This is a genomic window from Arthrobacter tumbae, from assembly GCF_016907495.1.
Lineage (GTDB): Bacteria > Actinomycetota > Actinomycetes > Actinomycetales > Micrococcaceae > Arthrobacter_D > Arthrobacter_D tumbae.
This window is the reverse complement of sequence record NZ_JAFBCC010000001.1, coordinates 1,004,176-1,028,124: the sequence shown is the minus strand read 5'-3', so window position 1 is coordinate 1,028,124 and position 23,949 is coordinate 1,004,176. Positions and strand designations below refer to the sequence as shown.

18 protein-coding genes and 1 pseudogene are annotated in these 23,949 nt (G+C 63.4%); 11 read left to right on the top strand and 8 right to left on the bottom strand.

Annotated features, from left to right (window positions below; all coding sequences use genetic code 11):
• Window positions 1-75 precede the first annotated feature (75 nt).
• From JOD47_RS04915 to tatA, 10 genes are all read left to right on the top strand, one after another.
• Window positions 76-1,686: an ABC transporter substrate-binding protein gene (locus tag JOD47_RS04915; protein ID WP_204532516.1), complete on the top strand. Its 1,611-nt coding sequence runs from the start codon at window positions 76-78 to the stop codon at window positions 1,684-1,686.
• A gap of 66 nt (window positions 1,687-1,752) precedes the next feature.
• A complete protein-coding gene (locus tag JOD47_RS04910) occupies window positions 1,753-2,712 on the top strand; it encodes an ABC transporter permease (RefSeq protein WP_307836201.1) in 960 nt (319 codons plus the stop codon).
• Between the two features lie 2 nt (window positions 2,713-2,714).
• Entirely contained in the window at window positions 2,715-4,904 is a 2,190-nt protein-coding gene (locus tag JOD47_RS04905) for a dipeptide/oligopeptide/nickel ABC transporter permease/ATP-binding protein (RefSeq protein WP_204532514.1), read from the top strand.
• Window positions 4,901-5,707, top strand: a complete 807-nt coding sequence (locus JOD47_RS04900) for an ATP-binding cassette domain-containing protein (protein ID WP_204532512.1) — start codon at window positions 4,901-4,903, stop codon at window positions 5,705-5,707. The genes JOD47_RS04905 and JOD47_RS04900 overlap by 4 nt, the downstream gene beginning before the upstream one ends.
• A 45-nt stretch (window positions 5,708-5,752) precedes the next feature.
• Window positions 5,753-6,679, top strand: coding sequence for a dihydrodipicolinate synthase family protein (locus JOD47_RS04895; RefSeq protein WP_204536448.1), 927 nt, complete (start codon window positions 5,753-5,755; stop codon window positions 6,677-6,679).
• 3 nt (window positions 6,680-6,682) lie between these two features.
• Window positions 6,683-7,693, top strand: coding sequence for an ROK family protein (locus tag JOD47_RS04890; RefSeq protein ID WP_204532510.1), 1,011 nt, complete (start codon window positions 6,683-6,685; stop codon window positions 7,691-7,693).
• A complete protein-coding gene (locus tag JOD47_RS04885; protein WP_372432788.1) occupies window positions 7,690-8,367 on the top strand; it encodes an N-acetylmannosamine-6-phosphate 2-epimerase in 678 nt (225 codons plus the stop codon). Before JOD47_RS04890 ends, JOD47_RS04885 begins: the two co-directional genes overlap by 4 nt.
• Window positions 8,364-9,380 carry an alpha/beta hydrolase gene (locus JOD47_RS04880; RefSeq protein WP_204532509.1) on the top strand — a complete coding sequence of 339 codons (1,017 nt, stop codon included), beginning with the start codon at window positions 8,364-8,366 and terminating at the stop codon, window positions 9,378-9,380. Before JOD47_RS04885 ends, JOD47_RS04880 begins: the two co-directional genes overlap by 4 nt.
• Before the next feature lie 126 nt (window positions 9,381-9,506).
• Window positions 9,507-12,455, top strand: coding sequence for an exo-alpha-sialidase (locus tag JOD47_RS04875; RefSeq protein WP_204532508.1), 2,949 nt, complete (start codon window positions 9,507-9,509; stop codon window positions 12,453-12,455).
• 100 nt (window positions 12,456-12,555) lie between these two features.
• Complete coding sequence (gene tatA / locus JOD47_RS04870) at window positions 12,556-12,738, top strand: Sec-independent protein translocase subunit TatA (protein ID WP_204532507.1); 183 nt, start codon at window positions 12,556-12,558, stop codon at window positions 12,736-12,738.
• 41 nt (window positions 12,739-12,779) lie between these two features.
• On the opposite strand, the gene JOD47_RS17740 is transcribed toward tatA, so the two are convergent.
• From JOD47_RS17740 to JOD47_RS04830, 8 genes and pseudogenes are all read right to left on the bottom strand, one after another.
• Window positions 12,780-13,037, bottom strand: coding sequence for an HNH endonuclease signature motif containing protein (locus tag JOD47_RS17740; RefSeq protein ID WP_307836385.1), 258 nt, complete (start codon window positions 13,035-13,037; stop codon window positions 12,780-12,782).
• A pseudogene (locus JOD47_RS04865) lies at window positions 13,038-14,249 on the bottom strand (DUF222 domain-containing protein); the annotation flags it as partial.
• A gap of 237 nt (window positions 14,250-14,486) precedes the next feature.
• Window positions 14,487-15,077, bottom strand: a complete 591-nt coding sequence (locus JOD47_RS04855; protein ID WP_204532503.1) for a hypothetical protein — start codon at window positions 15,075-15,077, stop codon at window positions 14,487-14,489.
• 102 nt (window positions 15,078-15,179) lie between these two features.
• Window positions 15,180-15,935: an ankyrin repeat domain-containing protein gene (locus tag JOD47_RS04850; protein WP_239548011.1), complete on the bottom strand. Its 756-nt coding sequence runs from the start codon at window positions 15,933-15,935 to the stop codon at window positions 15,180-15,182.
• Window positions 15,936-16,106: 171 nt separating this feature from the next.
• Complete coding sequence (locus JOD47_RS04845) at window positions 16,107-17,975, bottom strand: glycoside hydrolase family 13 protein (RefSeq protein WP_204532500.1); 1,869 nt, start codon at window positions 17,973-17,975, stop codon at window positions 16,107-16,109.
• Between the two features lie 3 nt (window positions 17,976-17,978).
• On the bottom strand, window positions 17,979-18,914 hold the full coding sequence (locus JOD47_RS04840; RefSeq protein ID WP_204532498.1) for a sugar ABC transporter permease: 936 nt from the start codon (window positions 18,912-18,914) through the stop codon (window positions 17,979-17,981).
• Complete coding sequence (locus tag JOD47_RS04835; RefSeq protein WP_204532496.1) at window positions 18,914-20,509, bottom strand: ABC transporter permease subunit; 1,596 nt, start codon at window positions 20,507-20,509, stop codon at window positions 18,914-18,916. The genes JOD47_RS04840 and JOD47_RS04835 overlap by 1 nt, the downstream gene beginning before the upstream one ends.
• A gap of 171 nt (window positions 20,510-20,680) precedes the next feature.
• Window positions 20,681-21,976, bottom strand: coding sequence for a sugar ABC transporter substrate-binding protein (locus JOD47_RS04830; RefSeq protein ID WP_204532494.1), 1,296 nt, complete (start codon window positions 21,974-21,976; stop codon window positions 20,681-20,683).
• Window positions 21,977-22,255: 279 nt separating this feature from the next.
• Here JOD47_RS04830 and JOD47_RS04825 point away from each other — a divergent pair, with 279 nt between their 5' ends.
• Complete coding sequence (locus tag JOD47_RS04825; RefSeq protein WP_204532492.1) at window positions 22,256-23,935, top strand: glycoside hydrolase family 13 protein; 1,680 nt, start codon at window positions 22,256-22,258, stop codon at window positions 23,933-23,935.
• The last annotated feature ends 14 nt before the right edge of the window (window positions 23,936-23,949 follow it).

Below are 23,949 nucleotides of genomic sequence, written 5' to 3'. Positions count from 1 at the left end.
TGCGCCTTACAGTTCTCGGCATAGCATCGGACATCCTACATCCGATAACCAATCTTGAAATGGTGAGGCACATAGATGAGCAACACTTTTGAAACCCCGGGTCTGCTGAAAGATTCCAGCCGCCGCAATTTCCTGAAGTTGGCCGGCGTCATGGGTGCAGCGGCGGCGTTTGCCGGTTCGATCTCAGCCTGCAGCCCCGGCGGCAGCCCGGCTCCGGCAGAAGAAGGCGAAGCGGCAGCAGGGTCCATCGAAGCCGGTATCTCCTACCAGCTGTCCACTGGGTTTGATCCCATGCTGGCCACAGGTGCAACGCCGCTCGCGGCCAACCTGCACATCTTTGAGGGCCTCGTGGAACTTCACCCGGCTACCCGGGAGCCCTACCTCGCGCTTGCCGCAGCGGACCCCGAGATGGTTGATGACACCACCTACCGGGTCACCTTGCGCGACGGCGCCATGTTCCACAACGGCGAAACCGTCACCGCTGACGACGTCGTCTTCTCCTTCGAACGCGTGCTTGACCCGGAGAACGCATCGCTGTTCGCGGGCTTCATCCCGTTCATCGACACGGTGACCGCTATGGATGAGAAGACCGTCGAGTTCAAGCTGAAGTATGCGTTCCCCGGCTTCGGCCCTCGTATCTCGGTCGTCAAGGTCGTGCCGAAGGCTGCCGTCGAGGCAGATCCGGAAGGCTTCGACCTCGCTCCCATCGGCACCGGTCCGTTCAGCCTGGTCTCCGCCGTCAAGGAAGACCGGATCGTCTTCAAGAAGTTCGCGGACTACAACGGCAAGTACGAGGCCCGCGTCGAGGACATGACCTGGCTGCTCATTGCTGACCCAGCCGCCCGCGTCGCTGCCGTTCCGTCCCGGACCCAGGCTATCGAGGATGTTCCCTACCTCGACGTCGACCAGCTCAAGAGCAAGGTCGAGGTGGAGTCCGTGCAGTCCTTCGGCCTGCTCTTCCTGATGTTCAACACCGCTTCGGAAAAGTTCGCTGACAAGCGTGTCCGCCAGGCACTGCACTATGCGATGAACACCGAGGACATCATCACCAAGGCCCTGCTGGGAAATGCGGTTCCCGCAACCTCCTACTTCCAGGAAGGCCACCCGTCCTACAGCAAGGCGTCCACCGTCTACGGCTTCGACGCAGACAAGGCGAAGTCGCTGCTGCAGGAAGCCGGCGCGGAGAACCTGACCGTCACCCTGACCTCCACCGATACCGGCTGGGTCACCAAGGTTGTTCCGCTGATCAAGGAAAACTGGGACGCCATCGGCGTGAACACCACCCTGGAGATCCTGCAGTCCGCGGCCGTGTACGCACCCGACAAGGTGAACGGCGGCAACTTCGATGTGCTCTGCGCACCGGGCGACCCGTCGGTATTCGGGAACGACGGCGACATCCTCCTGAGCTGGTTCTACCGCGGTGACGCCTGGATGAAGAACCGCGCGGCCTGGCATGAAACCGCTGGGTACGCTGAAGTCCAGAAGAAGCTTGACCAGGCGGTTCAGCTCAAGCCGGAAGAGGCAAAGCCCCTCCACGCCGACATCATCAACATCGTCGCCGAGGAAGCACCCCTCTACCCGATCTTCCACCGTCAGCTGCCCACCGCCTGGGACAGCGAAGCGCTGGTCGATTTCAAGCCGCTTCCGACCACCGGCGTCTCCTTCATCGGAGTCGGCCGAAAGTAATCCGCGTAACCGGTGGGACTGCTCCGGCAGTCCCACCGGGCCCGCGACAGGTTTGGAGTAATCGAAGTGACCACGTTAATCCGCCTCCTGGGGCGAAGGCTGGCAGCCCTCCCGTTCATGCTGCTCGGCGTTACCATCATGGTGTTTGTCGTCCTGTCAGTGATTCCTGCGGACCGCGCCACTGCCGTCCTCGGACCTGAAGCGACCGAGGAAATGAAGTTCGCCTGGAGGGAAGAACGCGGACTCAACGACCCCCTCATCGTCCAGTTCTTCCGCTACCTGGCCGGCATCCTGCGGCTTGACTTCGGCGTCACCAACCCTCCTGAGGAATCGGTGGCCACCAAGATCGCGGCCGCCTTCCCCGTCACCCTCCAGTTGACGCTGCTGGGAGTGCTTCTCGCCGTCGTTCTCTCGCTTGTCCTCGGTGTCCTCGGAGCCCTCTACCGGGACAAGTGGCCGGATCAGGTCATTCGCATCTTCTCCATCGCGGCGATAGCAACGCCGTCTTTCTGGCTAGCGATCCTGCTGATCCAGTGGTTCGCCCTGCCGGAAGGATCAATCTTCCCCACCGGCGGGCTTGCGTGGGCTGACCAGTACGGCTTCGTCGGCTGGCTCTACGCCATGGCCCTGCCGGCGCTTGCCCTCGGCATCCCCGTCTCCGCATCACTGATCCGTGTGGTCCGCACCTCCATGGTGGAGGAACTGGACCGGGACTACGTGCGTACAGCGATCGGCAACGGCGTGCCCTACCGCACCGTCATAGCGCGGAATGTCCTGCGCAACGCGCTGGTCACCCCGGTGACCGTGCTGGGTCTCCGCGTGGGCTACCTGCTGGGCGGCGCCGTCGTGATCGAAAAGATCTTCAGCCTCAACGGGATGGGCGATCTGATCGTGACCGGCCTGACCACCTCCGACACCAATCTGGTGCAGGGCGCGGTGCTGACCATCGCCGTCGTCTTCGTGATCGTCAACATCCTGGTTGACGTCCTGTACCTGCTCATCAACCCGCGAATCCGGACGGTATAACCATGCGAAACGGACTGGCTACCCGCCTGAGCACCTCCGGGGCCCGCTTCCAGGCGCTGCCTCTCAGCTCGAAGATCGCCCTCGGCTTCCTCACCTTCATCATCCTCGTGGCCATCATCGGCCCCATGATGGCGCCGTACGGGGAGAACGAGTCGATTGCACCCGTTTTGCCGCCGGGAGGGCCGCATCTCTTCGGCACGGACGGATCGAGTTACGACGTACTGTCCCGCATCCTCTACGGTGCACGGGTTTCCATCGCCATCGGTCTCGGAGCCGTGCTGCTCGCGATCATTCTGGGCGCCCTGCTGGGCGCACTGGCCGCCACGTCCCGCAAGTGGGCCAACGAAGGCATCATGCGCGTCATGGACATCCTCATGGCGTTCCCCGGCATCGCGCTGGCCGCAGCACTGCTGTTTGCGCTGAAGGATCACTCGAACAACATCTTCGGCTCAACGGTGCCGGTGATCATCGTGGCCATCGCGATCGTCTACACCCCGCAGCTGGCGCGTGTCGTTCGTGCCAACGTGCTGGCCCAGTACGGCGAGGACTACGTCCGTGCCGAGCGGGTCCTGGGAGCAGGCCGCTTCTACATCCTCATCAAGCACATCGTGCGCAACACAGCTGCGCCGGTCCTGGTTTTCGCTACGGTGATGGTCGCGGACGCGATCATCCTCGAGGCGTCGCTGTCCTTCCTCGGCGCCGGTGTCCAGCAGCCGGCGGCCTCCTGGGGCAATGTCATGTCCGACGGACGCAACGTGGTCTTCAGCGGAGCCTGGTGGCCCACCACCTTCGGCGGCATCACCATCCTGCTGACGGTGCTGGCGCTGAACATTCTCGCTGAGGGGCTGACCGACGCCATGGTCAACCCCAAGCTGCGCAAGGCAGCGCCCGTGAAGGAAGCGCCGCTGAAGAGCGGGCAGATCGCCGAGACCGCGCCGGCCACGCCGGTTCAGCCTTCCGTCCTGGACGGTGAAGAAGTGGAGCTGGGGGAGGACGGTGAACTGCACGACGACGGCGGCACTTCCCTTGAAAAGGCAGCCACACTCGGTGCCGGCATCCATACACCCGGATCACTCGAGGCGCTCGCGGAGGAACTCAAGCTGCTGTCCCGTGTGGAAAGCAGCCGCACGGACCGCCTCCCGCAGGTGGCCTCTGATGCTTCCGTGATCCTTGAAGTGAAGGACCTGTCCATCCGCTTCCCCGGCCGGTACGGGGACACCGCGATTGTGGACCGCGTGAACTTCACCGTCCGCGAGGGTGAGACCATGGGCCTCGTCGGTGAATCAGGGTGCGGCAAGTCGATCACCTCGCTGGCCATCATGGGCCTGTTGCCGCCGTCGGCGGAGTTGAGCGGTTCCATCACGTTCAACGGCAAGGAACTGCTCACCAACAACCCGAAGGAACGGACGGGCCTGTACCGGGGACTGCGCGGCGAGCAGATCGCCATGGTCTACCAGGACGCACTCAGCTCGCTGAACCCGTCCATGCTGATCAAGGACCAGCTCAGCCAGCTGACCAAACGCAACGGGCGCAAGACGCCGCGGGAGCTGCTGGAACTGGTGAAACTGGATCCGGACCGCACGTTGAAGAGCTACCCGCATGAACTCTCGGGCGGCCAGCGCCAGCGGGTCCTGATTGCCATGGCACTGTCCCGGTCGCCCAAGATCGTCGTCGCGGATGAGCCCACCACGGCCCTGGACGTGACTGTGCAGAAACAGGTGGTGGACCTCCTCAACGAACTCCGTGAGCAGCTTGGCTTCGCGATGGTCTTCGTCAGCCACGACCTCGCACTGGTCGCCTCCCTGGCACACCGCATCACGGTCATGTACGCCGGTCAGGTGGTGGAATCAGCCGAAACAACGGAGCTCCTGCGCAACCCGCATCACGAATACACTCGGGGCCTGCTGGGCGCGGTGCTCTCCATCGAGGCTGATGCCGATCGGCTGCACCAGATCCAGGGCACCGTCCCCTCACCCCGCGAGTTCGCCACAGGCGACCGGTTCGCCGAACGCTCCCTGCGTCCGGACGCCGATCCCAACCAGGTGCTCGAGTTCACCCGCGTGGGCAACGGCGAGCACTACTGGGCCAGCCACCTCACCTCTGACGCGCCGCTGGGCGATCAAAAGAACACGGACGACGACGACGGCCTGGTGAAAGCCTCCGCCACCACCTCCCCGGAAGGTGCACGATGAACAGCAATAACGCGGTGCCGGTCCTGGAACTGAAGGACGTCAAGGTCTACCACCGCTCGAGGACCGGCAGTCTTTTCCGCCCCAACATCGTCAAGGCGGTGGACGGAGTCAATTTCACGGTGCGCCGTGGCGAAACCGTGGGCATCGTCGGTGAATCGGGGTGCGGAAAGTCCACGCTCGCGTCGGTGCTGGTCGGACTGCAGGAACCCACCGCGGGGCAGATGCTCTTCCACGGAAAACCGGTCAGGAGCCGCAAGGATTCTGCCCGGAAGCAGTTCGGCCGCGACGTCTCTGTGGTCTTCCAGGATCCGTCCACAGCCCTGAACTCGCGCATGACCATTCAGGACATCCTGCTCGATCCGCTGCAGATCCACGGCATCGGCAACGAGCAGAGCCGGCTTGCCAAGGTGCGGGAGCTGCTCAGTGTGGTGGGCCTTCCGCAGTCAGCTGCGGAGGTAATTCCCAGCCAGGTCTCCGGCGGCCAGCGGCAGCGTGTGGCAATCGCCCGGGCGCTCGCACTGGAACCCTCGGTGATCGTGGCGGACGAGCCCACCTCAGCCCTCGACGTCTCCGTCCGCGCCCAGGTCCTCAACCTGCTCTCCGACCTGAAGCGCGAACTGAATCTCGGCATGGTGTTCATCTCGCATGACATCCAGACCGTCCGCTACGTCTCTGACCGGATCTGCGTCATGTACTTCGGCAAGATCGTCGAAGAGGGCACCGCAACGCAGATCTTTGACCATCCCGCCAATGACTACACCAAGAAACTCCTGGGCGCAGCGCCCAGCCTGCTTCATATCTGAGCACCCAGCTCACAGCACACCTACCTCTGGAGAAATATCGTGGCAATCGCGCCTACTTCCCGCTTCCACGGCGTCATCCCGCCCGTGGTCACCCCCCGGTCCGCTGACGGCGCTCTTGACGTCGCTTCGCTCGAACGGCTGACCAAGCACCTGCTCGACGGTGGTGTGAACGGACTGTTCGTCCTTGGCTCTTCCGCGGAGGTGCCCTATCTGACCGACAGCGAGCGCGCCGTCGTCGTCAGCACTATCGGTGGCGTCAACGCAGGCCAGGTTCCGCTGATCGTGGGAGCCAACGAGCAGACCACCAACCGGGTCATCGATGAGGGCCGCCGCATGGTGGAGCTCGGTGCCGATGCGCTGGTCGTGACGTCCCAGTACTACGCGATCTCCGACGCCAATGAGACCGAAACGCACTTCCGGGCGGTGCATGCCGCGCTGGACGTCCCGGTTTTCGCCTACGACGTCCCGGTCCGCACGCATTACAAGCTGCCGACGGACCTGCTGGTGCGCCTCGGCCGCGACGGCGTGATTGCGGGTGTGAAGGACTCATCCGGTGATGATGTGTCCTTCCGCCAGCTGCTCATCGCGGCCAGGGACATCCCCGACTTCGACATCTTCACCGGTCACGAAGTAGTGGTGGACGGTGCCCTGCTGGGAGGCGCACAGGGAGTGGTTCCGGGTCTCGGCAATGTGGATCCGGCAGGCTACGCGCGCCTGTACGCTGCGGGTGTGTCCGGCGATTTCGCAACTGCGGCCGCTGAGCAGGACCGTCTCGCTGATGTCTTCTCCATCGTCTACACGCCGACTCCCGGACGGGTTTCCCCCGGCGCAGGCGGACTCGGCGCCTTCAAGACTGCCCTCATGCTGATGGGCGTCATTGACTCCAACGCCATGTCGGTACCCATGGTTGCGCTCAATGACAGCGAAACCGCGAACATTCGGGTCATCCTCGAACGGAACGGTCTGCTCTAGACCATGCGGTACGTCATCGGAATCGATCTGGGGGGCACCAAGACGGCGGCCGGCATCGTCAGCGAAGACGGCCGCGTGCTGTGCGCGGCCCGGATTCCGACTGCCGCCAAGGAGGGGGCCGAGGCCATCCTCGATGCCACCGCTACCCTCGTGCTGCGGTTGGTGCGGCGGGCGGAAGCTGAGGGGATCGTCCCGGCGGCGATCGGCATTGGATCGGCGGGCGTCATCGACGGCGAGCGCGGGATGGTGGTCTCTGCCACCGATGCGATCAGCGGTTGGGTAGGAACCCGGTTGACTGAAGGCCTCCAAACGCGCACCGGGTTGGCCTGTGCTGCGATCAACGATGTCCACGCCCATGCGTTGGGGGAATCGTGGGCAGGTGCCGCTGCGGGAAGCTCGAGTGCGTTGCTGGTGGCTGTCGGCACCGGTGTGGGCGGTAGCTTCGTCGTCGACGGTGTGCCGCAGCAGGGTGCGCGGTTTGCTGCCGGCCATGTCGGTCATTTCGCGTCGCCGTATGCCTATGAGTTCGCTTCCGGGGTTGCTTCCGACGGTGATGCTGGTGCCAATGACATCGCCGGCGGCGCTGTCGCCCTGCCCTGCTCGTGCGGCGGTGCGGGGCATGTCGAGGCGATTGCCTCGGGTCCGGCGATCCTCCATTCCTACAACCGGGAGGTACCGCTGGCCGACGCCGCTCCGGACACGCACGCCGTCTTTGCCAGGGCCTCTTCCGGTGACAAAACGGCTCTTCTGGTAGTGAGCAGGGCAGCCGCTGCCTGTGGACAAGCCATTGGAGGACTCGCGAACATCCTTGACCCGGAGGTGGTGGTGGTCAGCGGCGGCGTGGCCGGCGCCGGACCGCTGTGGTGGGACGCCATGACCCGCGCCGCATCCGCGGAGCTGCTGCCGGCGCTGGCGGAGCTGCGGATTGTTCCGGCGAATCCGGCAACCGACGCCGCTGTGCTTGGCGCTGCACGGCTGGCCCTTACCCGCGACCCCGTGAAGGTGGCATCGTGATCAACCTTGAAAACCTGCGGGGCCGCCTGATTGTGTCCTGTCAGGCCTATCCCGGCGAGCCGATGCGGGATCCCCACACCATGGCCCAGGTGGCCCAGTCCGTTGTGATCGGTGGTGCTGCTGCTGTTCGGGTTCAGGGACTCGCGGACATTGAGCAGACCCGAGAGGCGGTGGAAGTTCCCGTTATCGGGCTGTGGAAAGACGGGCACGACGGCGTCTTCATCACTCCCACGCTCCGGCACGCTCTGGCCTGTGCAAAGGCCGGCGCCCATGTTGTAGCCCTTGACGGTACCCGCCGGCACCGGCCTGACGCGCTGACGCTCAAGCAGACGATTGACGGGCTGCGCGAAGAATCAGATGCGCTGGTTATGGCGGATTGCGGATCGCTCAATGATGCTTTGGCTGCGGTTGCTGCGGGTGCGGACATCATCGGGACCACGCTCGCCGGGTACACCGGCGAACGCGAGAAGACCGCCGGTCCGGACCTTGCACTCCTCGAGCAGCTGTCCGCGGCGAATCTTGGCCGGCCGGTGATTGCCGAGGGGCGCATTTCTACGCCGGACCAGGCGCGGCAGGCGATGCAGGCGGGGGCGTTCGCCGTCGTCGTCGGAACTGCGATCACGCATCCGGCCAGTATCACGGGCTGGTTTGTCTCAGCGGTGGAAGCGTCGTGACGCATACATCTCTCGCCCGCGGTCACTCACCCGGCCAGCCTTACGGGCTGGTTCCTCTCGACGGGGGAGTCCCTTCGACCTTTCATACCCGGGTGGATCCGGAGCTGGTTGGGGGATTGGCGTACTCGAATGCCCTGCCCCCGCCCACAACCGTCGAGGAGCTGGTTCGATTCCGTTCCCGCGCGGCGGAGTTGGTTCCACCCTTCGATGAATCCGCCACGTCCGTGATCCTGCGCAAGCACGACGGACCCGTCCCGCTGTGGAGTTACACGCCGCCCGGCGAGGGGCCGTTCCCTGCCATTTACTGGATCCATGGTGGCGGAATGATCAGCGGGAGCCTGCCGGCTGACCAGCCGTACTGCACCGCGCTCGCCGAAGCTACCGGCTGTGTGGTGATCGCCGTCGACTACCGGCTTGCGCCTGAATATCCGCACCCGGTTCCAGTTGAGGATTCCTATGCCGGCCTCGAATGGGCCGTCGCACATGCGGCGGAACTGCGCATTGATCCGCGTCGGCTGGCTGTCGGCGGATCCAGCGCCGGCGGCGGGATCGCAGCGTCAGTTGCCCTGGCGGCGCGCGACCGCGGCGGTCCAGCGCTCGCGTTCCAGTACCTGATGTATCCGATGCTGGATGACACGCAGACGTCGCCGTCCAGCCGGGAGTTCTCCGGCATTCCCACCTGGAGCCGGGAGCGGAACGCTTTTGCCTGGGACTGCCTGCTCGGTTCCTCGGACGGTTCTGCCACTGGAAGCCCCTACGCCGCTCCGGCCCGGGCTTTAGATTTGGCCGGCCTGCCGCCCGCGATGATTCAGGTGGGAGAGCTGGACCTCTTCCGGGATGAAGACGTCGAGTACGCGTTGCGCCTGCTTCAGGGCGGAGTGCCCACCGAACTTCACCTATACCCGGGCGCCTACCACGGGTTCGAGCTTGTTGCCCCGGACGCGAGCGTCAGCCGACAGGCATTGTCTGACCGCAATCGTGCGCTGATCCGCGCACTACATGAGCAGTCCTGACCACCGCCGTACCTGGTTACTGCCACCGACCTACTGCCGCACGAAGAGAGGGGAACACGCTTCACTCCGAAGAGATAGGACATCGTATGTCCAGCCAACCACTGACAATGAAGTTAGGAAGCCCTCTTGAAGAACACATTCTGCCGATTCCCCGGTAGGCGCACGGCCCTGAGTATCCTGGTTGCCGCCGCGCTGGTTTCCACCGGCGCACCAGCGGTTGCGGCGCCGGTTCCCGCGAAAGCTCCCGGCGACGCTCCGGGTTCATTCAGCGAGGTGAACCTCGGCGCTGAACTCATCAGCCCCTTTGCCTCTTACCGCATCCCGGCCCTCGCGTACCTGGGAAACGGGGTGGTTCTCGCCTCGTGGGACGGACGCCCGTTCAACGCTGCCGACGCCCCGAATCCCAACTCGATCGTGCAGCGCCGAAGCACGGACAATGGCGCCACCTGGGGACCAGTCGAGGTCATCGCAGCAGGATCAGTCACTGCTACAGGTGAGCAGGCGCCCAAATTCGGTTACAGCGACCCCAGCTACGTGGTCGACGAAGAGACCGGAAAGGTGTTCAACTTCTTTGTCTATTCCAAAGACCAGGGCTTTCAGGGCAGCACCTTCGGTAACGATGATGCCAACAGAAGCGTCATCAGCTCAGCAGTGATCGAGTCCGACGACGGCGGCATCACCTGGTCTGAACCGCGCCTCATCACTGGGATCACCAAGCCGGGCAGCGACCCTGCCAATCCGGCGCCCGGCGATGTGCGCGGCAACTTCGCCACGTCCGGGCAGGGCATTCAGCTCCAGTACGGGGAGTATGCGGGCCGGTTGATCCAGCAGTATGCCGGAGATGTTTTGCAGGCTGACGGGACCCGGACCATCCAGGCGTACAGCGTGTACTCGGACGATTCCGGCCTCACCTGGCACAAGGGCGAGAACGTGGGCACCCGAATGGATGAGAACAAGACCGTCGAACTGTCCGACGGCCGCGTGATGATGAACTCGCGTGACAGCGGCAACGGTGGGTACCGGAAGGTGGCTATCTCCTCTGACGGCGGACACAGTTATGGTCCGGTCACGCAGGATCTCGAGCTGCCGGATCCGACCAACAACGCCTCGATCACCCGGCTCTTCCCGGATGCACCTCAGGGTTCACACGAGGCAAAGAAGCTGATCTTCTCCAACTCCAACAGCCAGAGCTCCCGAAGCAACGTTTCTGTTCGGGTGTCCTGTGACGACGGCGAAACCTGGCCGTCTGTCCGTAGCGTCCGTTCCGGCTTCTCGGCGTATTCCACGCTTGAGCGTTTGGAGGACGGCCAGATCGGTCTGCTGTATGAGTCCAGCTACACCAACGGCATCACCTTCTCGAAGTTCGACGACGCGTGGCTGAACTACGTGTGTGCTCCGCTGTCCGTGCCCGACGTGAAGCTCGCTGCCGGTCAGTCGACCGACGTTCCGGTGACGATCACCAACCAGGAGCAGACTGCCGTGTCCGGTGAGGTCACGATCAGCACGCCTGAGGGCTGGACCGCTCCGGTGGTGAATGTGCCGTCCATTGCGCCCGGGGCATCGGTCACAGTCTCCGTGCCGCTGACGGCGGGCAGCAGTCCTTCCGCAGCATCGACGCTGGACGCTGTCTTCACATCAGCCCAGGGGGGAGAATCCCGCCGGTCATTCAAAGCCGCAGCAGACGCGGTCGGTCTGACCATCACGGGATCACCCGCAGATACCAGCCGGAACCTAGACACCACTCCGTATGTGGTGGGGGACCAGGTGGCCTACACCTTCCGCGTGACGAGTACGGCAACGGTGACCACCAACGCGGTCCCCACTGCCGGAACTTTCGACGTCGGATTCCTGCCGAGCGGCACACCCAATTGCCGCTATCGGAACCTACCTGCCGGTGGAGCTTACAACTGCACCACCGCGAAGCATACGGTGACGCAGGAGGACGTTGACCGCGGATACTTCATTCCTTCGGCCACTTTCGACTCCACCTCCACAACGAACGCAGCGTTGACGAAGTCGGTGAGCTTCACGGGGCAGGCGGTCTTCCTCAACTCAGCGGGCAAGGCGAAGGCGCTCGCGGCTGACATCGTTGGGTCCCGAACCGACACGAGTCGCGACCTGGCGGCGAACCCATACACCGCCGGCGAGCAGGTGCCGTACTCGTTCCATGTCACAAACACTGGCCTGGTCACTGAAGCCACGGTGCCGGCGTCGGGCAATTTCGCACCGTTTGTGCCGCCGGGACCGGGTAACTGCCGATTCCTGGTGCTGCCTGCCGGGAATGACTACACCTGCTCCACACCGAAGCACACTGTCAGTGAGCAGGAAGCGGCAGACGGCTTCTTTGTGCCGCTGACCACCTGGACCTTGAGTGCGTCCGGCTTCGCGTCCAAAGAGCTGACCATTCATGGCGGTGAGGAGGACCTGAAGGAGCGCAACCCGCAGTTGTCAGTGTCTGCGGTGTCGACAGAGACCTCTGATGCAGATGGAAACCGTATCGACAGCGTTGGCGATGGTGTGGTCCAGACCGTGACGGTGACGAACACCGGAAACGTGCGCTTGACTGACGTTGTTCTGGACGGCTGGGACGGTGGGGTTGCCGAGCTGGCGGAAGGTGCGAGTGCTACGTTTACGCGCACGTTTGCCCTGACTGAGCAGCAGGTTGGTGAGGGACAAGTGGAGGAGGCTGCCGCCGTCGTCGGTGCTTCCAACGGTGTGCTGAGCGCAACGGTGACGGCGACGCTCGCTGCCCATCCGCTGCAGCTCACGGAACCTGAGCCGACGTTTGCGCCGGAAGCACCGCTTCTTCAGCAGGATTGGCTCCGGGACTTTGACGCTCCCCGCGGGCCGGTGGCGTATTGGGAAGAGATCAGCCTGACTGTTCCCGAAGCCGGTGCCTGGTACTTCGTTCATCAGGGTCCACGGCCGTTGGGCTGGTTCCTGGCTGATGAGGCAGGGAAGGTGACGTTCACTGTGTCGGATGTTGCGCGTCCGGGCGCTCACCCGATTGCTCTGACCGATTCGACCGGGGAGTACCTCGGCTGGGATCGAGTAGTGGTTTCCGGCAAGAAGTAGCGATGTCCGGCAAGGAATAGAGGTGACGCCCGGGGTGGTGGCTCATTGAAGTGGCCACCACCCCGGGCGTCTCAACCCAATCAAACAACAAGGAGTTCCCATGAGGCCTGAAGGCTGGCACATTCTGATCATTATCGTCATTGCCATCGTGCTGTTCGGTGCGCCCAAGTTGCCCGGGCTGGCTCGCAGTGTTGGCCAATCCCTGCGGATCTTCAAGTCGGAGGTGCGGGAACTGAAAGAAGAATCCCGTGTTGACGACGTCGAGGCACCGAAAATCATCTAGCGCGCAGAGGCACCGAAAATCACCTAGCGCGCAGACGCTTGCTAGAACGGCGGCGGTGGTTCGGGCGGTTCCACGTAGGTCTCTCCGCCGAGCGACGTGACATTGGGTGCGCCGGCGTCGTCCTGCCCAATTGACCAGTGTCCCTCGGTCTTCATCATGTGGTGCCGTTTGCAGCGAGGCCCGAGATTAGTCAGCGACGTTTCCCCGCCGTGAACCCAGGGAATGATGTGGTCGATTTCGCAGGACCACGACGACCGGTTACATCCCGGATGAATACAGGTCGGGTTCTTGATCCGCACCCAGTCCTGTAGGTGTTTGGGGGGCCGGTATCTGTCCCTACCGACGCTGAGCACCGCGCCGGATTCGGGGTGGACCAGGATCCGGGTGAAACTCGGTGCGTGTGCGGCGAGGTTCCGGGCTGTTTCGGGGTCAATTGGGCCGTACCCGTCGAGGAAGCCGTTTTCGCAGCCCTCCAGGTTCGGGGCGGCACCAGTGACGCTTTCAGAGCATAGGTCGACCGCCGTGCCTTCGCGGGACGCAGGGGCGCCGTCTGCGGCGGGAGAGTTTTGCCAGTCGGTGCGGTTGTGTCCGAGCAGTGTCATCACGGGGACGGTGACAAACACGGTGGCTCCTATCCCGCGGAAGCCTGTGCCTTTCTTCGGGTCCCCGGTGCAGGTATGGGTCAGGACATCAGCGAACACATCCGCGCGCAACTGCGACAGGGTCCGAGCCTCCTCCGGGCCCTGCAAAGACCGGGCCGCAGCGTCCACCCGGTTGAAGATCCCGTGTGCCTGCTCCGCGGGTAGGTAAGCGCTGAGCCAGGCCATACCGTCCTACTCAGGCTCCACTGCAACGCGGCGGTCTTTCATCTCCCGGGCCTTCCGCTCGATGATCGACTCCGGGTGCAATTTCTCGTGTAGCCGTCGACACCTACGGACCAGTTTGGGGCGCGTCAGCGCACCGGCCGTTTCCAGGACCGTCTCTTCAAAACCTGCTACAGCCTCTGCAGGAATGCATTCCGATTCCTGCACGATGACCTGCGCCTGTGCCTGACTGATCTTGCCGTCGTCAAGCGCTTCCCACGTTCCCGGCAGGTCCTCCCTCAAACGCAGCGCTTCACCGAGCATCCGTTGTGCTGCCCTGCCCGGCACCCGAAGCAACGGGGCGATTTCCTCAGCCGCCAACGTGAAGCTCAGATCCGGAGAGGCCGCACCCTCCCCGGGATTCCCCAAAGCGGTGCCGTCCATTCCGCGAATATGGTCGAAGACATCGGCGATGAGAACGGCTTGCCTGGCGGCCGCCCATGACGCCAACCGTTGTGCTGCCCGCACTAGGTCGAGACTCTCAGCGAGGATCCGCGACCGCCGGGACGCCGAGGACCTAATGTTCTGCAACCGGGCCACCAACTGGTACGCCGATGCTGAATCCACGGCAGCCCGGGAACGCGCTTCGGATTCGGCGTCGTCGAATTCATCGTCCCAATCCAGGGCGAGAAACTGCCCAAGAGGCATGTCCCACCAGGGCAGGTCCGCCTCAGCGTAAGCAGCATCCAGAGCCTGCTCATATGCTTCCTCACGAGTCAGCGCAGCAGCTTCCTCCCGCGTCTCCCCGGCCTCGATTCCCATACAAAACAGCTAATCATCCGGCTTCGACAATTTCGGATCAGCGCCTGAATACAGGGAAATGCCGTTGCTCAGTCCGCTTTCGCAGGAAGAAATCCGGGAACCGAAGAGTCGCGTGCCTGCCTCTCAGCCGTCCACATGAAATAGCCTGCCGAGGCGATCGCGAGTTGGAATGGAATAGCGAGCAGGACAGCCGAGGTTTGTTCGTTCGCAGCCAGCAGCAGGGCGCTGCTCATTACAAGGAGGACCCCCAACCCGCCGCGGCAACAACCCTGATCGGAGGATGAAGATGCCGATCAGGACAAACCCGATGATGAGTGCCACCATGCCGACGACGACGAAGTAGGGCATCCCGGAAAAGTCACCACCGAAGAAAGCGGCCTGGATGAAGACCGCTGCAAGCAGCACCAGAAAGCCGACGGCGGCACATAGCAGTCCGGTATGCATCAGCTTTGGGGACCGGCCGGAATGGCGTGCCATAAGGGTCAACCCGACGATGCCGATCAATACGAGGAGAGCGGCAACGGAGCCAATGCCGGTGGCGAGGCCGGACGCGGTCCGCATCGACTGAGCGCCGCATTCACTTCCCACGCAGCCGCTCGGTTGAAGGGAGTGGAGAAATATGGCGAGGCTGCCGAGGAGTCCGCCGGTCATGGCGGCGGGTCCGGCGAAACGAGTGAACAGGGACGAAACGGTGGAGGATGTATCCCACGTCATGGACGACCGCCAACAAGGTAAGGAGACCCAGGAACAACGATGTCTTAGCGTTTACCCGGGAGTAGGTTGACGTCAATATGACAGGAGGCCGTGATCCGCGGTCTACTGTTCCGTCGCTGTGCGCAGAATGGCAGCGATCTCTTGGAAGCCCAGGGAAGTGGCTTGCTGCAAAGGTGTCAGGCCATCGCCCTGGGAGGGGAGCCTCACATCCGCACCGCCTTCGATGAGAAGCTGCACGGTCTCCACGTATCGGGGCGAGCCATCACCGAAGATGATCGCCTCGTTGAGTGCGGTCCAGCCCAGGTTGTTGACATGGTTAACGTCCACGTCGGTCTCCAGCAGCCTTCGCACCACGTCCGCATGGCCACGCTCCGCGGCGCGGATCAGAGCGGTGCCGTTGAAACTGTCGAGAGCGTGGACGTCCGCACCGTTGCTCAAGGTCAGCTCCAGCAGCTCGAGGTAGCCCTCACTCGCTGCGATGAGGAAAGCGCTCTGTTGGGTCTCGTCCTCGTAGTTGACATCAGCACCGGCCTCGATGAGCCGGCTAGCTTCGGCGACGTTGTTGTCCCAAGCAGCGTTGATCAGGTTCTGATTCAGCGGGATCAGTTCTTCGGGGGTGAGCGACTTTGACGTAGGCGAGGGGCTGCTCGGCGAGACTTCCGGAGCAGACTCCACGGCTCGCGGCGACGGGCTCGGTGAACTCGACGGGCTCGGTGAAATGGAAGCGCTCGGCGTGCTCGACGCACGCGCGGACTGGGAAGGCGCCTGTTGCGTCTGACCGGTCACTTCGCCGTTGCCGGTGCAGCCGGTCATCAGCAGCAGTAGGGCCAGAACACCGCCCGGCACGGAGGCCCTCAACGGGACGCCTTCGGCGGGGCTACCGAGGTGGCACGCCAGAACTTCATCGGGACCATTCCCATGCCCGTCAGCATACTCGCGCCATGAACCGGACGTCAGTGGGTCAGGCGCGGCTCAGCTCCGAGTTCCTCCAGGATCAGTTTTTGTGCGCGGGGTAGGTGGTCAGGGGTGTCAGGCAGAAGGAATCGCAACCCCCGGCAGCTGCCACAGCCCCACTCCGAGCCCGTCGCCGCGGAAAGCCACCGAATCAGCGGTCCACTCCGCCGAGACACTGCCTGTACTCCACAGGTCCGTGGCCTGACCGTCCAGAGGAACTCCGAGCAGGTCCAAGGGGACCTTAACCCCGTCGAAACCAGACCGCGAAGCCACCACCAACACCGACGCTGCGGCGTGCTCACGGACGTACACCAACAAATCGCCCCGCGCATACACCCACCGCAACCCGCCCTCAACCAGCGCCGGCACCTCACGACGCAAGCGGCCTAGGTGAGCAACGGCGTCGTACAGGTCCTGGTGTTCCGCCGACAGGGCATCCCACGGCATCGGCGTCCGTGAATCCTCACCGTTGACGCCTTCAAGACCAAACTCGTCACCGGCAAACAGCGTGGGTATCCCGGGCATCGAGAACAGGATGCCCAGTCCGATCAGCTGCCCACCAGGAACCATGACGGTCGAAGCGCGGGCAGTGTCATGCGTGTTCAGTGCGATCATGTTCTGCGTCCGGACCTGCCACGGAAACGCCGCCGCAAACACCGAATGCAACTCCACAAACTGTTCAGCCGGAATGCGATTCGGCCCTGGCAACGGCGTGCCGAAGAAGTTCACCTGGTCAGCCGTGGAACCGGCCAGCCATTGCCACAGCGGCCGGGTGAAGTTCGAGTAGGTCATGGCACCGTGCCACGTATCGCCGTCGAAATCCTGGGCTGCATCATTGGTGGACTCAGCAAGGAGCAGGGTGTCCGGATTGACGGATCGCATGGTCGATCGCACAGCAGAAGCCACCGAACGGTTCAGGTCCACGTCCCCGTGGCGGCCGGTCATATTCGCCACATCGATCCGCCAACCGTCCAGATTGAACGGAGCGTGCAGGAACCGCGCGACGACGGATGCCGGCCCGCTCACAAACCGCTCCCTGAGCGCCGGGGAGAGCCAGTTCAGCTTCGGCAGGCTCGGCACGCCGAACCACGACGCATACTCGGAGCCATCCTCGGAAAAGTAGTAGAAGCCGGCCTCCTCGGAGGCAGGATCCGACGACGCCGTCCGGAACCACTCGTGCGCATCTCCCGTGTGATTGGTGGTGAGGTCACCGATCACCTTCAGCCCACGTGCATGCGCTGCCTCCACGAGCCGGATTAGCGCCTTGTCGCCGCCTAGCAGCGGGTCGACCCTGGTGAAGGTCGAGGCGTCGTACCGGTGGTTGGACCGGGCTGGAAAGAAGGGCGTCAGGTACACCACCGTGGCACCGAGCGACTGAATATGATCAAGCCGCTCGGTGATCCCGTCGAGGTCGCCTCCATAGAACTGGTACGGCGTATCGGGGCCGGTTGGCTGAACCGGCGTACCCCATTCGCAGGGAACCGCCCAGTCCGGGACCTCGCGCGCGGCGGCGGAGGAGGAGCGCCCAAACCGGTCCGGGAAGATCTGGTAGATCACGCCGCTGCGAGCCCACGTAGGTGCCGGCTCGTGGGACACCAGCTGGAAGTCGTGGACGTCGGGTGTGTCCCGGTGGAAGAACCCCTCGGCGTTCAGCCAGTGCCAGGAAGAACCCCCAACACCCGCAACCTCGAACAGGAACCGGTACCGCGTCACAGGATTCACCAGCAGAACTGAGGCCTCCCACCAGTCCCACGCGCCTTCGGTACCGAGAAGGACAGCCTCGTCATAGTGCGGCTCCGCATCGCGAAGCGACCGGACGAACACCCGCTCGACCGAACCGAACGCGTGCGGCACCCGAAGGCGGACCGGCACCGCAGCACCAAGGGACGGCGCCAAAGGAACATACAGCGCCGATCCGTCGTGATGCGGAACCTGGAAGCTCAACCCCTAGCCCTTGACCGATCCGGCCGCGAGCCCGTTCACGATGTATTTCTGCAGGTAAAGGAACAGCGCCATGACCGGCAGCGCAGCCAGCACTGCACCCGCGGCAAATACACCCCAGTTCTCGGACCGTTGCTGGCCCACGTAAGAGTAGAGGCCCACCGCCAGGGTCTGGCTGTCCGGGTCATTGAGCACCACGCTGGCAATCACAAATTCGCTGCTGAGACCGATGAAAGCCAACAGCCCGACGACGGCCAGGATCGGTGTGACCAGCGGCAGGATGATAGTGAAAAACACCTGCACATGGCTGGCGCCATCGATGCGCGCGGCCTCGTCCAGGGACGCCGGGATCGTGTTGAAGAACCCGTACATCAGGTAGGTATTCACACCGAGCGCACCACCGAGGTACACCATGATCAGCCCCAGTTGGCTGCCGAGTCCCAGCCACGGCACCACATCGGTGATGAAATTCAGCAGCAGGAAAATTGCGACGACGGCAAGCAGCTGCGGAAACATCTGCAGTACCAGCAGGGACAGCAGGCTGACCCGGCGGCCTTTGAACCGCATCCGGCTGAACGCGTAGGCAGCCAGCGCGCCGAGGAAGACCGTTGCCGCCGAGGTGACGACGCCGATCACCAGCGTGTTCATGAACCACTTGCCGAAGGGGCGGTTGGGATTGCTGAACAGTTCCTCGAAGTTGCCGAAGTCAATCCGGCTGAAGAGCACGTTGGAACCGGCCATGGTGCCCGTCGAGTTCAGCGCAGCGGACAAAACGTACAGCAGGGGGAAGATCGCGAACGCCGTGGTAAGGACCGCGACCACGTGGCGCCAGCCCTTGTCACGGAACCACGCACCGAAGGATTGCTTGCGGCGTTCCGGTGGCGGCGCCGTCGCGCCCTGACTGGGTGTAGCGAGGAGCGGTGTGGGGGTTTCGGTGGCCATTAGTTGATCTCCTCGAGAGACTTTGTCTGCCGGAAGCTGATCACGGAGATCACGGCAACGATGAAGAAGATGATGATGGACAGCGCGCTTGCGAGGCCGTAGTCACGCCCTACGCCGCTGCCGAACGCAACCTCGTACACCATGGTGATGAGGATGTCCGTTGCGCCCACATTGACCGTGGTGTCCGAAAACCGCGGACCGCCGTCGGTGAGCATGTAAATCACGTTGAAGTTGTTGAAGTTGAACGCAAAGCTCGCAATAAGCAACGGAGCAACCGAGACCAGCAGGAGCGGCAGCTTGATGGAGGTGAACAGCTTCCACGGGCTGGCGCCGTCAAGCCGCGCGGCCTCGTTGACGTCTTCGGGCAGCGACTGCAGCGCGCCGGTGCACACCAGGAACATGTAGGGAAATCCGAGCCACAGGTTGACCAGCAGCACACTGAATTTCGCGAGTAACGGATCTGTGAGCCATGGAATGTTCGCGCCGCCGAAGAACGTGTTGTTGACGTAGCCGAACTCCGGGTTGAGCAGACCGGACCAGACGAGGCCGGCAAGGAATGCGGGGAAGGCATAGGGCAGGATCATCAGGATGCGGTAGATCTTCTTGCCGCGAAGGTTGGGGTGGTTGAAGGCATTGGCGAGGAACAGACCCAGCGCAAACGTGGACAGCACCGAGATCAGCGCGAAGGTGAACGTCCAGAGGGTCACCTGCAGGAGGGGCCCGCGAATGTCCTCATTGGAGAATGCCTTGGTGAAGTTCGCGAAGCCGACGTCGATCTTCCAGCCGGTGTTCAGCTGCTGGCCGTCTGCGGAGACGAAGGTTCCTTCACCGGAGTCCGAGTAGACCGTGCCGGTTTCGGCATCCGTGAACGTGTCGGCGGCTTCGTCGTAAACCAGGGTGGGGCTGAAAACGTATGCAGTGGAGCCGTCGCTGGTCCTCAGGGTTCCGTCGTCGGGATCTTCAGAGAACGGAACGGTCAGCGCAAGGATCTCCGCCTGGTTCGCAAGGACCTCGTCGAACTGCAGGGTGCGGTAGTCCTCGAGCTCGGTCGCCTTGCCGGTGCCGTCGGTGACGGCGTCGGAAACCCCTTCGAGGGGTTCTTCCGTGCTGCCGATGCTGATGTCGCCGTCGGGATCGGTAGTGAGGAAGTGGAACTCGCCGCCCTGCTCAACGATGGTGACCCGATAGGCGGGGGAGTCCGGCACCCGCTGCTGCGCCGCGAGCTGGATGGACGAGATGGCGTCTTCCTTGGTGCTGTTATGCCCATCACCGTAATTGGTGAACGCAACGTAACCGCTGAAGAGCATGACGAAGACCTGGAAGATCAGAAGGAAGAAAATCCCGGGGGCCAGGTACTTGGCGGGCAGCCCACCCCTGCGGAGGTAGATCCAGTTGATGACCAGCGTGACTACGGCGGCCAGCACCAGTACCGCCCACTTTTCCTGCATGAACAGGACGATCAGCACATAGACGGCAAAAGCGTCAACGAGTCCCAGCAGGATGATCTTTGCGAGGAGACCGGCAACGGAATCCGAGGGGCGAAGGGTCTGGGACCGTTTCCTGGACTCGGTGGGGGAGGAAGTGATGGTGGGCATGCGGCAGAGCTTTCGTTGAGGGCGATTCGGCGAGGCGGGCCGGCCGTGCAGGTGAAAAGCGGGAGAAAGACCGGAAAAAGCAGGTGCAAAGCAAATGAGGCAGGAGCAGGTAAAGCGAAGCCGTTGTGGGCCGGGGTCTGTCCGGCCCACAACGGCTTCGAAAAGGTGAAACTATCCGGCAGCGATCTTCTGCTCGATGTTTTCCACCATTGCCGGCCAGGCTTCCTCCGGCTTGACGGTGCCCTTGATCAGTGCAAGTTCAGTTGCGCCCCAGTCAGCCCAGACTGCCTGCATTTCGGGTACGGCCGGCATCGGAACGCCGTTGGCGCCGATCTCACCGAAGGCTGCAACGACGGGATCGGTGGCTGCCTTGTCGAAGGACGCGGTCAGTGCCGGAGGACGGCCGCCGACGCTGAACATGGCGTCCTGCGCCTCTTCGGTCGTCAGGTAGTTCACCGCGAACTCGTTTGCTGCGAGAGCGTTGGAGCTCTGCGACGAGATGAAGAAGCCGTTGACGCCGATGAACGGCTGAGCGGGCTCATCACCCACGGTGGGCAGCGGATCGATAGCCAGATTGATTCCGGCCTCCTGTGCTGCGGGAACGTTCCACGGACCGGTCAGGTAGTAGGGGGACTCGCCAGCGAGGAACTTCTCCTTGGCGATGTCGCCGGTGATGTTCGAGTTCAGGACGCCCGAACCGGAGTCACCCCACTCGACAAGCTGCTTTGCGAACTCGACGCCATTGGGCTCACCGAGCAGGAGCTTGGACGGGTCATAGCTGCCGTCCTCGTTCTGTGCGAAAACGGGAACGCCCATCGATGTCTGGAACGGGTACATGTGGTACGGATCCGCCTGCTTGGGGTCAAGCCCAACCAGGAACGGGAACTCGGCTTCGCCGGCGTCAACCGCTGCCTGGCCCTTCTCAATGACCTGATCAAAGGTCTCGGAAGCCTCCGGCACCATGTCGGTGTTGCGCAGCAGCGCGATGTTCTCGACTGCGTACGGCACGCCGTACAGGCTGCCCTCGTAGGACATGGCCTGGATTGCGGATTCCTGGAACTCCCCGGCCTTGTCGCCCAGCTCGATGGGAGCAACAACGCCGTTTTCGACGAAGGTACCGATCCAGTCATGCGGGCCCACGATCAGGTCCGGTCCGTTGCCGGTGGGCACCTGGGTGATGAAGTCGTCACGAACCGCTGCGAAGTCCTTCACCGCGAGGTCGATCGAGATGCCGGTATCTTCCTTGAAGTCGGCAGCGATCTGCTCGAGAGCCGGAGCACGCTCCGCATCCACCCACATGGTCAGCGTGGTCGAGCCGCCCTCAGCGAGGTCGGTCGGCGCTGCGGATTCTCCCGCGGCGGTATCCGTGGACCCGCCACCGCAGGCAGTGACTGCCAGCACCGCAACGGACAAAGCCGCGGTGGCCAGCGTCCGGAGGTGGAGGGCTCTGGTTGTTTGCACCTTCATTGGTGAACCTTTCTGTGGCGCCGCAAGGCAGCCGATACTGAGCTTTTGCGCTGCATGGCGCGGTTGTAAATGTAAGACCGATTGATTGCGCCGAACACGCCGAATCCGAACGGAACGAGTGAGGCACAACACATCGTAAGCGCTTGCGGCCAATCTGTACAACACCGAAGGAAAGTTTGGCCAGTTTCCGCGGAAGGCGTCTGTTTCTGCGGCAAGTAACGCTTCCGCAACACTGTAAACGCTTCCATTTTTTCAGCAACTGGGGTTAGCATATTCCCCATGCCCAACGCTGTTTCCCTGGCCCCTGCTGTGTCCGCGCAGGCTGTAGCGCCCACCTTCCACGAACCACTCCATACCGCACACGACGACGACGCCTGGTGGCGCTCGTCCGTGATCTACCAGGTGTACCCGCGGTCCTTCCGGGACCTGAACGGTGACGGCCAGGGTGACCTCGCGGGAATCACCGCAGAGCTGCACCAGCTGGCGGACCTCAGTATCGATGCCATCTGGATGTCCCCGTTCTACACCTCGCCGCAGCGCGACGGCGGCTACGATGTCGCCGACTATTGCGACGTCGATCCGATGTTCGGAACGCTCGATGACTTCGACCGGCTCACCGCCCGCGCGTCCGAGCTGGGCATCAAGGTGATCGTCGACCTCGTTCCCAACCACTGCTCCAGCGACCACTCACTGTTCAAGGCTGCCCTTGCCGCCGGCCCGGGTTCGGAAGAGCGGGCCATGTTCATTTTCCGCGACGGCACCGGACCGGATGGCTCCAACCCGCCGAACAACTGGCAGTCACACTTCGGCGGATCCGCCTGGACCCGCACACTGAACGACGACGGCACGCCGGGCCAGTGGTACCTCCACCTCTTCGATTCCTCCCAGCCTGATTTCAACTGGGACAACCCGGCGGTCCACTCCGAGTTTGAGCGGATCCTGCGATTTTGGCTGGACCGCAACGTCAGCGGTTTCCGCGTTGACGTTGCGCACGCTCTGGTCAAGGCCGAGGGCCTCCCGGACTGGGACGGCCGCCCGGACGGCGGCTCCACGGATGGGTACCCGGGTCACGCTGCGCCGATGTTCGGCCAGAAAGCGATCCATGATATCTACCGCCGGTGGCGGTCAATTCTGGGAGAGTACGACGGCGACCGCATCCTCTGCGCGGAGGCCAGCATTGATCCGTTGTCCCGCCTGGTCAACTGGGTGCGAGAAGACCAGATGCACCAGGCCTTCAACTTCGCGTACCTCCATCACCCGTGGGACGCCGCCGAACTCCGCGGCATCATTACCTCCTCACTGCAGGCCTTCGACAGCGTAGGAGCGCCCACCACCTGGGTGCTGAGCAACCACGATGTTCCCCGGCATGCGACGCGGTTCGGCGAGGAGGATCCCGAGGTCGGGCTTGACCGCGCGCGTGCGGCATCGCTTGCCATGCTTGCGTTGCCCGGCGGCGTCTACTTGTATCAGGGCGAGGAACTCGGCCTGCCTGATCACCTGGAGATTCCGGACGAGCTGCGCCAGGACCCGACGTTCATCCGGACCGGTGGGGAACGTGTAGGCAGGGACGGGTGCAGGGTCCCGCTGCCGTGGCAGGCGGACGAGCCGCACTACGGGTTCGGCTCCAACGGCGGCGGGTGGCTTCCCCAGCCGGAAGATTGGTACACGCTGGCGCGTGATGTCCAGCAGACCGACCCGGCTTCTACCCTCAACCTGTACCGCTCGTCGCTCGCGCTGCGGAAACAGCTCCGTCTCGGCGCCGGATCGCTGAGCTGGGCCGCGGACTACGCGGACACGGACACCATCGCGTTCAGCAACAATGACGTCATGGTGATCATGAACATGGGAGAATCTGTTGCTTACGTACCATCGGGCACGGTCATCGCAGCGAGTCACGCAGATGCCGGTGCAGACGGCGTTCTGGCGCCGAACCGGTGCGTATGGGTAAAACTCAACTAAGAGGACTCCGCCCG